Here is a 14683-nt window from a genome sequence, read left to right as displayed (position 1 = left end):
TATACAGTATAGAGTCGAATGCGGTGTTACAAGGTGGCAGATGCGCCCCTCGTCGGTCAGACGCTGAAAATCAAAAGATCGCAGCCTTCGGCAGCTCCTACATGGATTGGGTAGGGTCGAGATTTATCGGGTGTACGCAACTCCTGTAGGAGCTGCCGAAGGCTGCGATCTTTTGATCTGCCCGTCTACCGGCCACTCAACACCAAACCGTGCACCGATCTCCTTGCGCCCCGCCGCCGTCAACGCCAGCGCCCGACTGTCCAGATCCTGCGTCACCCACCTGCGCTTCAACGCGGTTTGCAACAACGCCGCGCCCAGCGAACCACCGAGATGCGGCCGGCGCATGCTCCAGTCCAGGCACGGACAGGCAAACTTGCGGCGCAGGGTCGTTAAATCCTGCACTTCTATTCCCAAACCGAGAAACAACGCCTCGCCCGTCTCACTCAAGCGATACGCCTGCTCGTCGGTTGCCACCAACCAACCGCCCTCGATCAAACGGTCATGCAGCAACACCGCCAGCGTCCCGGCCATGTGGTCATAGCAAGTGCGGGCGAATTGCAGGCGATCCGGGGTGTGCGGCTTGAACGTCGGCGCCGCATTCTGGCCAATCACCATCAACGCTTCCAGCGCTTGCGCCACACGCTGATCGGCGAGGCTGTAATAGCGATGGCGACCCTGCACATGCAGACGCACCAGGGCCAGGTCCTTGAGTTTCGCCAGGTGCACACTGGCGGTCGAGGCGCTGACTTCGGCGATCGTCGCCAGCTCGGTGCTGGTGCGGGCGTGGCCGTCCATCAGCGAACAGAGGATTTTCGTCCGCGCCGGCTCGGCGATGGCGGCGGCTACCTGCGATACACCGATGTCTTGATGTTCTGCGTGCATAGTTCGCTCCCGGACGAATCATCGTCGTTGCGCAGTGGAGATAGTAGCAACACTTTCCCCACCGACAAGGATGCAAACCATGAACCCGATCAGCGCAGCAACGCATGCCGATCCTTATCCCTACTACGCCGAACTGCGCGCAGCAGGTGGACTGACGTTTCATCCAGAGCTGAAACTGTGGGTCGCCAGCAGTGCCCGGGCAGTGTGTGCGGTGTTGGCCCACGCCGATTGCCGGGTGCGTCCGGCGCAGGAGCCAGTGCCCGCAGCGATTGCAAAAGGCATGGCCGGCAAAGTCTTTAGCCAGCTGATGCGCATGAATGACGGCGAACGCCAGCGCTGCCCGCGTGCGGCAATCGAGCCTGAGCTGGCAACGCTGGACCTTGAACCCATCAATGCGTTGGTCGCCGCACGACTGATCACAGCGGACGCCGTCGGTGTCTACAAGGCAATGTTTCGTGGCCCGGTGTGCGTGGTCGCGGCGCTGCTGGGATTCACGCCGGCGCAGGCGCGGGCAGTCAGCGAGCTGACGGCGGACTTCGTCGCCTGCCTGTCGCCGTTGAGCAATGACCTGCAACTGGCCGCAGCCGATGCGGCGGCCGAACAACTGCGCAGCTACTTTATCGAACTGCTCGCCGAACCCGCCAGCGATTTGCTCAGCGCGATCCAGCAGCGCTTTGTCGGCGATGAGGAAATCCTGATCGCCAACCTGATCGGCCTCTGTTCGCAGACATTCGAAGCCTGCGCCGGACTGATCGGCAATACCCTGTTGGCGCTACGTCATCAGCCGGCGTTGCGCGGCGAATCCATCGATGCACTGCTCAGCGAAGCGCAGCGCTTCGACCCGTCCGTGCAGAACACCCGGCGCTTTGTCGCCGCGCCGTGCGAGATTGCCGGTGTGCGGGTCGAGGCAGGCGATGTGATTCTGCTGCTGCTGGCCTCGGCTAATCGAGATCCGGCGCTCAACGAACGGCCGGAGGAGTTTGTGCCGCAGCGCGAGAACCGCCGCAGTTTCAGTTTTGGCAGTGGTCGGCATCAGTGTCCGGGGCAAGCGTTGGCGATGAGTATTGCCGGAGCGACGGTGAGGGAAATACTTGGGCGTGGCATTGATCTGAATCGTTTGGGCTGGCACTACAGACCTTCGCTCAACGGGCGCATTCCAGTATTCAGCGAACTCGGCGCCTGACAATCCGTCTTCGCGAGCAAGCTCGCTCCCACATTAGTTAACGGGTGATCACAACCCTGTGGGAGCGAGCTTGCTCGCGAAGAGGCCAGCCCAGTCACTGCAAATTCCGGCTCAAACCGCCCATTGCAAAATCAACCAGCTGTTAGCGCTGCTGATCACCACAAACAACCCCCAAGCCAGTACCCGGGTTGGCCAGCGGTTCACAAACGGCCCCATCAGCTGTTTGTCGTTGGTCATGCGAATCAACGGATACAAGGCAAACGGCAATTGCAGGCTCAACACCACCTGACTCAGCACCAGCAACTTGCCGATCGCGTTATCGCCCATCAACCACACGCCAATAAACGCCGGAATCAACGCCAGTCCGCGAGTAATCAAGCGCCGCTGCCAGCACGGGATCCGCAGATTCAGGTAACCCTCCATGATCACCTGGCCGGCGATAGTGCCGGTAAAGGTCGAGCTCTGCCCCGACGCCAGCAGCGCCACGCCGAACAACACGCTGGCCAGCGCGCCACCGACCAGCGGATCGAGCAAGTGGTAGGCGTCCTGAATGTCCACCACGTCGGTGTGCCCGAACTGGTGAAACGCCGCTGCCGCGAGAATCAGGATCGCCGCGTTGACCAGCAACGCCAGCGCCAGCGAACCGATGGTGTCGATGCGTGCCAGTTTCACCGCGTCCTGCTTGCTTGCCAGGTCCTTGCCGATCATCCGCGTCTGCACGATCGAGGTATGCAGATAGAGGTTATGCGGCATCACCGTCGCGCCGAGAATACCGATCGCCAGGTACAACGGCGCCGCTTCACCAATCGCCGCCAGCGACGGTTTGAAGCCTTGGGCGACATCCGGCCAGTACGGTTTGATCAGCAACAGTTCAACGAAAAAACACACGCCAATGGTCGCGACCAACACCAGCATGATCGCTTCCAGACGACGGAAACCGCGATTTTGCAGGGCCAGTACCAGCAAGGTGTCGAACGCCGTCAGGGCAATGCCGAAGGTCAGCGAACAACCGAGCAACAAGTGAAAGGCCAGCGCACAACCGAGTACTTCGGCCAGATCGGTGGCGATGATCGAGATTTCCGCCAACACCCACTGCAGGCGCGCGGTCGGTGTGCTGTAGCGCTCACGGGACAGCTGCGCCAGATCGCGCCCGGTGGCAATGCCCAACCGCGAACACAGGCATTGCACGACCATGCCCGCCAGACTCGCCAGCAACACCACAAACAACAGGCTGTAACCAAAGCGTGAACCGGCCTCGATGGCGGTGGCCCAGTTGCCCGGATCCATGTAACCGATCGACACCAGCAACCCGGGACCGGCAAAACGCAGCACGCGTTTGAAGAACGACGCATTGGGATCAACCGCAACACTGCCAGCCACTTCCGGCGGGCAAAACGGCGCGGTGGCGATTTTGGGCAAGCTGAATTTCACGCACACATCCAGAAACAAGTCGGAAAGACGCAGCTTAGAGGTTTCAGCCTGTGCCTTGAAGAGCAAAAAAATCTATCGACTCACCCCCAACAACTGTTCGCGCAACTCCGGACTGCGCGTGCGCGGATCCAGCCAGATATCGAAAAACGCGCGGGCAAACAGCGGGTCATCAATCTCATGCTGCAACTGCTGACCGACAAAAAACCGCGCGCCCTGCCCCGGCAGATAGACGCCGGTAATGCGCGTGCCGGCTTGCACATCGACGAACGATTGCTGCATCTGGATCTGCCAACCGGCCAATTGCGCCGGGCTGACGCTACTCCCTGCCAAACGTTTGATTTCGTCGACGCTGGCCTTGACCAGGTCGTCGCGGGAAATGTTCCGGCGGTAAATCAACTCCAGCGCAAACGGCTGGCCGTCGACCAAGGGCCGCGCAGCACTCCAGAGGCGCGCGTTGTAGACATCGAAACCGAACACGCTGTAATCGCCGGTGCCAATGATCTGCGCGCCGGGCACGGCGTCCTGCCAATTGGCCCAGGTTGGCGTCAGCAACAACGCCCACAAGCCGATGCCGCAACATCCCCGTAACACCTTGGGTGTTCTGTTCATCGCGGTATCGACTCCGGCAAGCCCTGATAGTCAAAGCATAGCTGGGTATCGTCGCCGGCACTTTGTATACAAAAACTGCGCACATAGGCAGCAATCGCCGATCGACAATGCTAACGTGGCGAACCTTCAACGGATGGAGACTCCTGCGTGCTGATCCTCAAACTGCTGCTGATTCCCGGTTTTCTGCTGCTGATTTCCCTGGCGGGTAAACGTTGGGGGCCAAGCGTGGCCGGGTGGCTGTCGGGATTGCCAGTGGTAGTCGGGCCGATTCTGTTTTTCCTCGCCATCGAGCAGGGTCCGGCGTTTGCCGCGCAGTCGGCGGTGGCGGCGTTATCGGCGATGTTCGCGATGATTGCGTTCTGCATCACCTACGCGCAGGTCGCGCAACGGGCGAACTGGCCATTGGCGCTGACGGCATCGCTGTCGGTGTGGGCCGTGATTGCGTGGGTATTGTCGCTGATCCCGGCGTCGCTGCCGTTTTCCGTGGCAGCGGCGGCGGTTGCGTTGTTGGCATCGCCATATCTGTTTCCTACGGTGCAACCGGTGCTCAACGGCCCGGCGCCGAAATCGGACAAACTGATCTGGCGGATGATCGCCGGCGCCGCGTTGACCCTGGTGGTGACGATGCTCGCCAGCACCGTCGGCGAGCGCTGGAGCGGTTTGCTCGCGGTGTTCCCGGTACTCGGCAGTGTGATGGCGGTGTTCTCGCAACAAACGCGCGGCCCGGCATTTACCGCCGCATTGTTACGGGCGACGGCCACCGGCATGTATTCGTTTTCGGCGTTTTGTCTGGTCTCGGCGGTGACCTTGCCAAGCATGGGCCTGAGTGGATTTGCCGTCGGCGTTGCGGTGTCGGTGGCCATGCTCGGCGTGACCAAACGCCTGCTGGCCCACCCGCTGGCGAAAGCTCAGGCGCAGTGACCGGTCAGACGATTCGCGCTGGAACGCCCGCCCCCCTCCATGGGATGATCGCCCGCCTCGCGCGACCATCCACCGGAGATTCACATGTCATTGTTGAGCAAAAAAGCCGTCGTCCTGCTGGTGGCGGCCCTCGCCGGTTTCGGCGCCTTCCACGCGCAAGCGGCCAAGAAAAATGCCGGCACCGAGAAAGTCTCGATGCTCGATGGCAAGTTCACTTTTGTGCTGCCAAAAGGTTTCATCGCCGACCCGCTGCCGACCAGCCCGAGCGGGACCACGGGCACGATGTACACCAACGAGGCCACAAAAACCGTGGTCATTACCGCTGAAAACAAGATTCCCGAAGGCCAGCACGTCAAGGACAACGACGGCCAGTTTCTCGACGGCAGCGTGGCGAGTTTCATTGAAGACCAGCGCAAGGCCCTGCCGGACTTCAACAAACTCAGCGAGAAGAGCCTGACCCAAAAAGGCACCGGCCTCGGCCTGCGTCAGGTCGACAGCACCGCCACCCAGGGCGGTGGCCAGACCCTCAACACCACGCTGATGGCCGGCTCTGGCCCGAAGATGGCGTTGGTGCAGGTGATCTCCCGCGCCAGCGACAAGAAAGGTCACGATGCGCTGGTGAAAACCATCCTCAAGGATTGAGCTGCTGCAGCCAGCCATTCAAGTCACGCAACTCGGCCGCACTAATACTGTGGCCGACGCCGGGATAGGCATGGAACTGCGGTTTATAACCGAGTTTCTGTAACTGAGCGTTGGCCTCGGTGCCGTTCTTATACGGCACCGGATCATCGGCCGTGCCGTGGCCGATGAAGATGCTCAGTGGCAATGGCTGCTGTTCGGTCTTGAGTTCACTCTTCAACACCGGCAACAAACGCCCGCTCAACGCCGCGATCCCACCGACCGCCACTGGCGGCCGCAGCCCGACCTCGTAGGTCATCATCGCGCCTTGGCTGAAGCCGATCAGGTACACCTTGCTCGGAGTGGTGTGATATTTCTGCGCCGCTTGCGCGATAAAGTCGCGCAGCTTCTGGCCACTGACCTTCAGATCATCGGTCTCGCCGTTGTAGGCACCTTCACCTTTCTTGCGAAACCACTGGAAACGCCCTTCACCGAGCGACAGCGGTGCCTGCACCGACAGGTAGTTGTATTGCGCCGGCAGCTGAAATTTCATGCCGATCAGGTCGGCTTCGTTACTGCCGTAGCCGTGCAGAAAAATCACCAGCGGCCGCGGTTCGGCGTCGGCGTGCACCTGTTCGAGGTACTTGAGCGGCAGATCGGATTGCAGCGTGGTTTGCGCCTGCACGGCGCTGGACGCCAGCAGGGTCAGCAGAGCAAAGACCTTCAACATAGAGCCTTCCTTCACAGAGTGTCGGGTTCGGGGGGGAGCCTAACATCCTGCGGCGAGGATCAACATGTTGGGTGCTGCCGATGGCCCCTTCGCGAGCAAGCTCGCTCCCACATTGGAAATGCATTCCCCTGTGGGAGCGAGCTTGCTCGCGAAAGGGCCGTTGAATCCTACAAGGATCCGTCAGTCGTTAGTCAGTTTCCCGGTCCGAAACGCCACCCGCCCCGCCACTTTCGCCTGCCAGATCCCCGGCTCGGTATAGCGCCCACGATCCAGCGCAAACAACACCCCGCTGGTGCCGGCACGCACGGTGGTCACGCGATCCTGCAACGGATCGACCACCTCGAACAACGCATCGCCCTTCTCCACCCACTCTCCGGCATTGCGCAGAAAACTGACCACACCATGGTGCGGCGCGAACAGGTATTCGGTGCCCTCGAACGGCAGACCTTCACAGCACTCGCCCGGTGCCGCCGGCCATTCGCCGCTGATAAAACCCTGCTCGGCGAGGAAACCGAGAATCGCCTCACAATTGGCCTGCGCCTGATCGACCCGGGTGTCGCCCATGCTGCCCAGCTCCAGCGTGGTCGCCAGGTTCGCCGCTGGGATCGCGGCATTCGGGAACGCCCGCGCCAGACGCAGCCACGGCGTCGAGCAGGATTCATCGAACGAGCTGCCGCCGGAATCTTCACACAACAGCGCCACGCCGGCCTTCAAGCGTGCCGCCAGCGATTGCCACTGTGGCCAGTGCTGCGGCAGCGCGTACAAGTGAATCGCTGCGTCGAAATCACAATGCAGATCGAGGGTGATGTCGGCATCGCAGGCATGGCGCAGCAACAAGCGATGCAACGCTTGCAGTTGCGAGGCCGGGGCCGGCAGCTCATCGAAGACCTGGCCCATGGTTTGGCGGATCAGTGCAACGTTGGCCTCGGCATCAGCGCCCAGACGCTCACCGATCAACGCCCCGACCGGGGCACTGAGTTCGACGAAAGCGCGGTTGAAATTCTTGCCGCTGCCCAGTTCGAAGCGGCCCATGTGCGCGCCTTGCACGTGTTGATCGAGGCCGATCGGGTTGGCTACCGGCACCAGCTCGATCACGCCCTGCAAACGGCCTTGCTGTTCCAGCTCATTGAGGCGTTGCTTGAGTTCCCACGCGGTGCGCATGCCCGGCAGTTCATCGGCGTGCAGGCTGGCCTGGATGTACACCTTGCGGGCGCCCGCGCCGTAGCGAAACACGCTGAGCGAGCGTTCGCTGCCCAAGTGGCTCCAGGGCAGAACATGGTCGATGCGTTGCATGGGAAAACTCCTGCAGTCTGGTAGATCTGGATCAATGAGATCCCTGTGGGAGCGAGCTTGCTCGCGAATGCAATTTGACAGTCAATAAAGATGTTGAATGTTAAACCGAATTCGCGAGCAAGCTCGCTCCCACAGGGATCTCCATCTGTAGAAAGAAAGCATAAAAAAAGTGGCCACCGCGCAAACGGGGCCACTTTTTTCTACGGCGTATTAATGGCCGTACACATCAAAGTCGAAGTACTTGTCCTGGACTTTCTTGTACTCGCCATTGGCGCGGATTTCGGTGATGGCTTTGTTGAACTGCTCGGCCAGCGCGGTATCGCCCTTGCGCACCGCAATGCCAGCGCCGCCGCCGAAGTACTTGGCGTCTTCGTAGGTCGGGCCAACGAATTCAAAACCTTTGCCGGCGTCGGTTTTCAGGAAACCGTCGCTGAGGTTGACCGAGTCGGCCAGCATCGCGTCGATACGACCGGAAACCATGTCGAGGTTGGCTTCCTGCTGCGAGCCGTAACGCACCAGGTCGATCCCGGCTGGCACCAGCACTTCGGTGGCGTAACGGTCGTGGGTACTGGCGCGCAGCACACCGACTTTCTTGCCCTTGAGCTCGGTCAGCGGGTCTTTGACACCGGAGCCTTCCTTCATCACGAAGCGCGCCGGGGTGTGGTAGTACTTGATAGTGAAATCGACGTTCTTTTTGCGGTCGTCGGTGATGGTCATCGACGACAGGATCGCGTCGATTTTCTTCACTTTCAGCGCCGGGATCAGGCCATCGAATTCCTGCTCGACCCAGGTGCATTTGACTTTCATCTGCGCGCACAGCGCATCGCCGATGTCGACGTCGAAACCGGCGAGTTTGCCGTCAGGGGTTTTCATCGAGAATGGCGGGTAACCGGCTTCGATACCGATGCGGATCGGCTTGGCGTCTTCGGCCACAGCGGTCAGGGACAACATCGACAGTGCCAGGGCACCGAACATCACTAGCTTCTTCATTTATAACTCCTGTGTGCGGAGGCTTTTATTGGCAGCTTTCGATTCAGCGTTCGGTCATGGCCAATTGGCTACAAAAACCGAAGTGGCCGGCAGTCTATGGCGGCGCGCACAGGGTAAATTGTGTTTAAGCGACAAATACTTATGAAAAATCGGCGCACCGATTGACCGGGGTCAACGGGTGCTCCGTCGTGGTGCAGAGGCTGTAGGACAAGCGCTTTTTTTGCTCAGGAAATCTCTTAAACGAACGTCAGCATTCGCAGCCGATGGCGGTTTTGGCGGCTTGCTCAACGCTCAATTGAAAGCCTTCATCCAGCCATCCGGTAACCCCGCCGATCATCTCTTTGACCGGATACCCCAGCGCCGCCAGTTTCACCGCTGCCTTATTCGCGCCGTTGCAGTGCGGGCCGGCGCAATAGACCACGAACAGGGTGGTTTTCGGGTAGCTGGCCAGTTCTGCCGCCGTCAGCAAGCGGTTCGGAATATTGATCGCCCCCGGCACATGCCCGCGCTCAAAGGCCAGCGGCCCGCGCACATCAACCAGCACAAAATCAATCTCGCCAGCCTCTTGGCTACTGAATACGTCGGAACAATCGGTTTCGAAAGTCAGACGATTGCTGAAGTGCATCAGGGCGATTGCCGACGGTGCTGCGGGGATGTCGCGAACCAGACTGACCATGGGTGTTGCTCCTTTATCTGAACGGGTGTGAACAGACTTTATCGAGCGGCCGCTTACGGCTACAGTGGCGCACAAGACACTCACCGGGAATTTTCCGCCAAATGCCGACATCACCAGGTTTGGTTGCGATTCTGGCCTACGACGGCCTCTGCACATTCGAGTTCGGCATCGCCGTGGAGGTCTTCGGCCTGACCCGGCCGGAGTTCGATTTCCCGTGGTACACACACGCCATTGCGGCGGTCGATCAAGGCCCGATGCGCGCCTTGGGCGGCATTCAAGTGCTGGCCGATGGCGGTCTGGAATTGTTGGCCGAGGCGCGCACCATCATCATTCCCGGCTGGCGCGATCGCAACGCGGCGGTACCTCCAGCATTGATCGACGCGCTGTGTCAGGCCCATGCCCGAGGTGCGCGGTTGCTGTCGATCTGCTCCGGTGTATTTGTGCTGGCGGCCACCGGTTTGCTCGATGGCCACGGCGCCACCACCCATTGGCGTTACACGGCGGAACTGGCGCAGCGCTTCCCGGCGATTGCTGTCGATGCTGATGTCCTTTATGTCGACGCCGGTCAGTTGATCACCTCGGCCGGCAGCGCTGCCGGGATCGATGCCTGCCTGCATCTGGTGGCGCGGGACTTCGGTACGCAAGTCGCCAACTCGGTAGCGCGGCGACTGGTGATGTCGCCGCAGCGTACTGGCGGTCAGGCGCAGTTCATTCCGACACCAGTCAGCCCTACACCGCGCAATGATCTGTCGCGGGTGATGCAGTGGGCGCGCGAGCGTTTACATGAACCGCTGGAAGTGCGCGATCTGGCCAGTGAAGCGGCGATGAGTGAGCGCACATTTCTGCGGCGGTTTACCGAAGCCAGTGGGCAGTCGCCCAAGGCTTGGTTGCAGCACGAACGGTTGGCGCGGGCGCGGGAGTTGCTGGAGAGTACGCCGCATAACACCGAGCAGATTGCCGAGCGTTGCGGTTATCGGTCGGTGGAGAGTTTTCGTGTGGCGTTTCGTGGGGTGGTGGGGGTGCCGCCGTCGGTGTATCGGGAGCGGTTTGGGCGGGGCGCGAGGGTTGAATCCTGAGGTGATTTTGAAGGCGCCTTCGCGAGCAAGCTCGCTCCCACAGGGGTACGCATTTCAAAGGTGGGAGCGAGCCTGCTCGCGAAGGCGCCCAGTCAAACGCAGCATCATTTAGACATCAGCCACAAGGCTACAGCGCCTTGCGCCTTTGCCTACAACTACGCCAGAATCCGCCGGCTTGTGCGGCTTGGGGGCTGCCGGTAACTTGGATCGCGTCACTGAATGTTCAGTGATCGGGTTTAGTCGCTCGGTAATCTACTTAAACTGCACAACGTTCCAGACAGTAGGTATTTCGATACCTCACTCAATGGTAGCTGTGCGCAGGGCGCCTTCGGGTGCGCCGGTTTTGGTGGGTTTACCGGTCGACTAACCTGCGTACAGCTGCCACCTTTTCGTTTAGTCGCGAGGTGGTGTCGGCATCAATTTGGAAACCTACACCATGTTCAAAGTAACGCCGAATCCACCTGAAACAGACGCGGAAAACGATCCAAATCCAACGTCCCCCTACTCCACACCGGGCTCCAGAAAACTCCACGAAGCCGCCGAGCGCGCCCTCGACCACTACCTGAAACCCACACCGCCGTCACCACCGCGCAGACCCAGCACCATGTTCCTCGTCGACCCGAACACCGGCGCCGAAGACCTCATGGCCCACGCCTGCGAATCCATGGCCTCGGCCAGCGTCATGCTCAGCGACTTCGCGGCCCTGCTCGACTCGCCCTACCGCAACACCGTGCTCGGCATCCAGCAAGTGGTCATGCTCGGCGAACTCGCGGTCAACCGCGCCCTCGACAAAATCGACCCCGCCCTGAGGCAATAAACATGTCCAACAAAACCGATGCACAAGTCGTCGCGGCACTGGTGGCCATGGGCTTCAACGAACGGGACGGACGCTGGGCACAGAACGCCTGCCTGGTGCTGTTCGAAAGCGAACGCGAATCCATCGTCGCCTCCGCCGTCACCGCCCTTCCCCAACTCGATGAACTGGAAATCGACGCCGTGCTACCCGCACTGCGCCGCGTGACACGCCGGTTCCCCTCACTACAAAGAACCGTGGCCGACACACTGGCCGAAATGGCGCACGCAGCCTGATTGACCGCGTGATCGCTCTTCGCGAGCAGGCTCGCTCCCACAGTTGTTCGCGGTTGCTCGCGGCATTCGAGTACACCGCCGTCCCAATGTGGGAGCGAGCCTGCTCGCGAAAGCGTTCTTTCTGCATCGGACGCGCGAGTCACGACGCTCGAAAATCCGCGAGGATAAAGGGTGTGTGGTCACGCAAGTAAACGTCGACATCGTCCAGCGAGTGCAACGCTTCACTGGATGACTCCACGCATTCTTCATCGTCATGGCGAATGACCGTGACGAAAAAGGTTTCTGCCTGGCGGACCAACGTCGCAGTGCGTTTGACTGGTCGCCCATCCTCCTGAGCAAAGGACATCGCACGTAACGTTTCATTTTGCAGAGCTTCAGACACGCTTGCTTTTAGGGCCTTGCGTTTGGCGAGCAGTTCTTTCGCGACTACCCAACTGCCAACTGCAGTGGCAGCGGAAACGAAATACATGTAGTTGTAAGTCGATCCTCTGCGCGAGGCATGCCTCTCCACCAGCCAATCGGCAACTTGTGAAACCCACTGCCACACATCCATCGCATTTATTCCCAAGCGTAAAAAACGACCCGGTTTCAATCATCCCGCGTCAGCACTTCCAACAACTCAATCTCAAACACCAGATTCGAATTCGGCGGAATCTTGCCCATCGTCCGTTCGCCGTACCCCAAATGCGCCGGCACCAGCAATTTGCGCTTGCCCCCCACTTGCATGCCCATCAAGCCCTGATCCCAACCCTTGATCACCCGTCCGGTGCCAATCACGCACTGAAAAGGTTTGCCACGGCTGTAGGAAGAATCGAACTCGCTGCCGTCTTCAAGCCAGCCGGTGTATTGGGTGGTGATCAGCGCGCCTTTGACGGCGGCTTTGCCTTCGCCGACCTGAAGATCGATTACCTGCAGTTCATCATTCATAACATTCACTCTATTGTTCAGCCGGCCGCCGTTTTCCCAGAAATGCCGTGGATTGGCAACCTGCCAGCGCAGATCAACATGGTATCCGAACCGAGTATTGAAGCATTAACATAGCCAACCGCCACTACTCCACGGATCCACCCGCCATGCTGGCAGCACCCGAATGACTCTGTTCTGGATCAGCCTTGCCGTGGGCGTGATCTTGCTCGCCATCATCGCTCTGCTGCTGTGGCGCGAACGCGATTTGCGTCGGCAGCTCGCGCAGTATCGGGATCTGCTGAGACGGGCCGCCGATAGCCAACACATTCAGCAGGACGGCGACGTCGAGCGCTTCAAGCGCAGCCAGTACTTTGCGCGCATCGGCACATGGGATTGGGAAGTCGACACGGATCGGCTGTACTGGTCGGATGCGATTTACGGCATGTTCGGGTTCAAGATCGGCGAAATCACACCGTCCTATGCGCTGTTTTGTTCCTGCGTGCATCCGGACGATCGCACCAAGGTGCGTGAAGGTGAACTGCGTTGCCTAGAGACCGGCGAAAACCATGATGAGGAATACCGCGTGGTGTGGCCCGACGGCACGATTCGCTGGCTACGGGAAACCGGCAACGTGGTGCGCAACGACCACGACGCGGTGGTGAAGATGATGGGCGTGGTGCGCGACATCACCGAAGAAAAAGCCTCGGCCAGCTACCTGCAACACCTCGCCCACTTCGATCCGCTGACCGGCCTGCCCAACCGCCTGGTGCTGGAACAACGCTTGTCCGAAGCGCTGGATCAAGCGCGCCAGACCGAGACCCGCGTCGCACTGGTATTCGTCGATCTCAACGGCTTCAAAACCATCAACGACCGCTACGGCCATGCCGCCGGCGACCGCGTGCTGATCACCACGGCCACGCGGCTGAAACGCATCCTGCGCGCCACCGACACCGTTGCGCGCATTGGCGGCGATGAGTTCGTGGTGATCCTGCAAGGCCTGGCGCCGAGCCTGAGTTTGCAGGACGAAGCCCGCAGTATCTGCCAGAAAATCTTCATCGAACTGTCGCCACCGATCAGCATCGGCAACGACCAGCGCCACATCGGCACCAGCCTTGGCGTGGCGGTGTTTCCGGACCATGCGACGGCCATGGATCGCTTGCTGCACATTGCCGATCTGGCGATGTATGAGGCCAAGCGCAGTGGCAATAATCAGTATCGGTTGGGGGGTGGGCAGGTGATGAATCACGTGCGGGTTGAGTAGCCAAATCAGTCCGCAGGCAGGCCAAACGGAACACCGTTGAAGGTATGCGTGCAGCAACGGCAACGAGGCTTCATCTCCTCGACACTCAGTTGCGGATTGACGATTTGCAGCTGCTTTTGCTCATCGACGAAGAGGCCGTTGAAGTAGGCCGACTCGCCCAGTCGCACGATGTCCTCGCGATCGTCTTCGTGGATGGCAACCATCCAGAACACCGGCTCTGGCCGATCAAGGCGAGAAACCGCTTCGCTGAAAATCTCATCCCAATGACCGCCGACGCGGGATAACAGAAAACGAAACAACGGCGTGTAGTCGTAGCCGTGGTGTTTGATGCCATGCATCGAGCCGCGCGTGGCCTCGCTGCGGCTTTGCGCTTTGGTGTTTCGTTGATCACGGTAGTGCCCGCCTGGGTTGTTGCGCCAGACATTGTGGGCGGTGGTGTTTTCTTTGCGATACAGCGGTTTCTTTTCCAACGTGTTGCTCCTGACTTCCCTTCACTCGAAACTCCCCACGGGTTTTACCCGAACGGCGCTCGATTGCAATCAACCGTCCATGGCTGATTATTGCCGGAGGTTTAACGCGGGACCGGTTTCATCTCGACAATCGTCCCGTTGGTGATCATCACCATGACGTACTGGTCATTGATCTGTACCCATTGCGCCTGATCAACAGGCTTTTTCAGGCCCTTGGCTTTCCAGTCGATGGCTTTTTCACTGCGCTGATAAATGTCCGGGGCGCGGTCGTTGACCTTCAATTCGCGGTCGCTGGTCGGCGATTGCACGGCTTGTTCATTTGAGGTTTGCGCCGCTTGAACAAGTGGGCTGATCCCGGCAATGCCGGCGACGAGGGCCAGGCTGGCGATTAGGGTTTTGCTGTTCATCGGTGAACCTCCAGAGATGTGTGCTACCTGAACTCGGACTGCCGGGTTCGGGAATCATTCCTTTTTTTGCCGGGATGGGCGCTAGAGGTCATTGGAATTTGGGTGTCCTGTAAACAAAAGCAAAATCAAGAGCCCCTCACC

At 60.0% G+C, this 14683-nt stretch carries 18 protein-coding genes; 7 read left to right on the top strand and 11 right to left on the bottom strand.

The features are described from left to right. Window positions 1-123: 123 nt before the first annotated feature. Window positions 124-882, bottom strand: a complete 759-nt coding sequence (locus tag HUW52_RS13535) for a helix-turn-helix transcriptional regulator (protein ID WP_175553915.1) — start codon at window positions 880-882, stop codon at window positions 124-126. Window positions 883-961: 79 nt separating this feature from the next. On the opposite strand from HUW52_RS13535, the gene HUW52_RS13530 reads away from it, so the two are divergent. Next, window positions 962-2065 carry a cytochrome P450 gene (locus tag HUW52_RS13530; protein WP_175553914.1) on the top strand — a complete coding sequence of 368 codons (1104 nt, stop codon included), beginning with the start codon at window positions 962-964 and terminating at the stop codon, window positions 2063-2065. 111 nt (window positions 2066-2176) lie between these two features. Here HUW52_RS13530 and HUW52_RS13525 read toward each other — a convergent pair whose 3' ends face one another. Further along, a complete protein-coding gene (locus tag HUW52_RS13525; RefSeq protein WP_175553913.1) occupies window positions 2177-3496 on the bottom strand; it encodes an Nramp family divalent metal transporter in 1320 nt (439 codons plus the stop codon). Between the two features lie 72 nt (window positions 3497-3568). Continuing rightward, window positions 3569-4105, bottom strand: a complete 537-nt coding sequence (locus HUW52_RS13520; protein ID WP_175553912.1) for a chalcone isomerase family protein — start codon at window positions 4103-4105, stop codon at window positions 3569-3571. Between the two features lie 147 nt (window positions 4106-4252). Here HUW52_RS13520 and HUW52_RS13515 point away from each other — a divergent pair, with 147 nt between their 5' ends. Together HUW52_RS13515 and HUW52_RS13510 are read left to right on the top strand one after the other, a co-directional pair. After that, window positions 4253-5026, top strand: coding sequence for a hypothetical protein (locus tag HUW52_RS13515; protein ID WP_175553911.1), 774 nt, complete (start codon window positions 4253-4255; stop codon window positions 5024-5026). Between the two features lie 84 nt (window positions 5027-5110). Next, window positions 5111-5668, top strand: a complete 558-nt coding sequence (locus HUW52_RS13510) for a hypothetical protein (protein WP_175553910.1) — start codon at window positions 5111-5113, stop codon at window positions 5666-5668. On the opposite strand, the gene HUW52_RS13505 is transcribed toward HUW52_RS13510, so the two are convergent. The 4 genes from HUW52_RS13505 to HUW52_RS13490 form a co-directional block, all read right to left on the bottom strand. Continuing rightward, a complete protein-coding gene (locus tag HUW52_RS13505; RefSeq protein WP_175553909.1) occupies window positions 5658-6374 on the bottom strand; it encodes an alpha/beta hydrolase in 717 nt (238 codons plus the stop codon). The two genes, HUW52_RS13510 and HUW52_RS13505, sit on opposite strands and share 11 nt — an antisense overlap. Before the next feature lie 180 nt (window positions 6375-6554). Continuing rightward, entirely contained in the window at window positions 6555-7667 is a 1113-nt protein-coding gene (locus HUW52_RS13500; protein ID WP_175553908.1) for a succinylglutamate desuccinylase/aspartoacylase family protein, read from the bottom strand. Window positions 7668-7877: 210 nt separating this feature from the next. Continuing rightward, on the bottom strand, window positions 7878-8657 hold the full coding sequence (locus tag HUW52_RS13495; RefSeq protein ID WP_016984244.1) for an ABC transporter substrate-binding protein: 780 nt from the start codon (window positions 8655-8657) through the stop codon (window positions 7878-7880). 247 nt (window positions 8658-8904) lie between these two features. Then, window positions 8905-9333: a rhodanese-like domain-containing protein gene (locus tag HUW52_RS13490; protein WP_016984245.1), complete on the bottom strand. Its 429-nt coding sequence runs from the start codon at window positions 9331-9333 to the stop codon at window positions 8905-8907. A gap of 101 nt (window positions 9334-9434) precedes the next feature. Between HUW52_RS13490 and ftrA the strand changes: the two genes are divergently transcribed. The 3 genes from ftrA (at window position 9435) to HUW52_RS13475 (ending at window position 11498) form a co-directional block, all read left to right on the top strand. Continuing rightward, the gene (gene ftrA / locus HUW52_RS13485) at window positions 9435-10409 is read left to right on the top strand and encodes a transcriptional regulator FtrA (RefSeq protein WP_175553907.1); all 975 of its coding nucleotides are present in this window, start codon (window positions 9435-9437) and stop codon (window positions 10407-10409) included. A gap of 436 nt (window positions 10410-10845) precedes the next feature. Further along, window positions 10846-11226 (top strand): DUF6124 family protein, encoded by a 381-nt coding sequence (locus HUW52_RS13480; protein WP_175553906.1) that lies wholly within the window; start codon window positions 10846-10848, stop codon window positions 11224-11226. A gap of 2 nt (window positions 11227-11228) precedes the next feature. Further along, window positions 11229-11498 carry a hypothetical protein gene (locus HUW52_RS13475; RefSeq protein WP_095124533.1) on the top strand — a complete coding sequence of 90 codons (270 nt, stop codon included), beginning with the start codon at window positions 11229-11231 and terminating at the stop codon, window positions 11496-11498. 139 nt (window positions 11499-11637) lie between these two features. On the opposite strand, the gene HUW52_RS13470 is transcribed toward HUW52_RS13475, so the two are convergent. Beyond that, window positions 11638-12051 carry a hypothetical protein gene (locus HUW52_RS13470; RefSeq protein WP_175553905.1) on the bottom strand — a complete coding sequence of 138 codons (414 nt, stop codon included), beginning with the start codon at window positions 12049-12051 and terminating at the stop codon, window positions 11638-11640. A gap of 35 nt (window positions 12052-12086) precedes the next feature. Continuing rightward, window positions 12087-12425 (bottom strand): FKBP-type peptidyl-prolyl cis-trans isomerase, encoded by a 339-nt coding sequence (locus HUW52_RS13465; RefSeq protein ID WP_175553904.1) that lies wholly within the window; start codon window positions 12423-12425, stop codon window positions 12087-12089. A 163-nt stretch (window positions 12426-12588) separates the two neighbouring features. On the opposite strand from HUW52_RS13465, the gene HUW52_RS13460 reads away from it, so the two are divergent. Further along, window positions 12589-13665: a sensor domain-containing diguanylate cyclase gene (locus tag HUW52_RS13460; protein WP_175553903.1), complete on the top strand. Its 1077-nt coding sequence runs from the start codon at window positions 12589-12591 to the stop codon at window positions 13663-13665. A gap of 5 nt (window positions 13666-13670) precedes the next feature. Here the strand turns inward: HUW52_RS13460 and HUW52_RS13455 are convergent, their stop codons facing one another. Continuing rightward, window positions 13671-14135: a hypothetical protein gene (locus tag HUW52_RS13455; RefSeq protein WP_175553902.1), complete on the bottom strand. Its 465-nt coding sequence runs from the start codon at window positions 14133-14135 to the stop codon at window positions 13671-13673. Window positions 14136-14236: 101 nt separating this feature from the next. Then, the gene (locus HUW52_RS13450; RefSeq protein ID WP_175553901.1) at window positions 14237-14542 is read right to left on the bottom strand and encodes an RcnB family protein; all 306 of its coding nucleotides are present in this window, start codon (window positions 14540-14542) and stop codon (window positions 14237-14239) included. Window positions 14543-14683 lie beyond the last annotated feature (141 nt).

Origin of the sequence: Pseudomonas sp. 43A (assembly GCF_013363935.1) — a bacterium.
GTDB classification, from domain to species: Bacteria; Pseudomonadota; Gammaproteobacteria; order Pseudomonadales; family Pseudomonadaceae; genus Aquipseudomonas; species Aquipseudomonas crudilactis.
The sequence above is the reverse complement of the archived record's forward strand: the minus strand, read 5'-3'. Positions and strand labels throughout refer to the sequence as shown.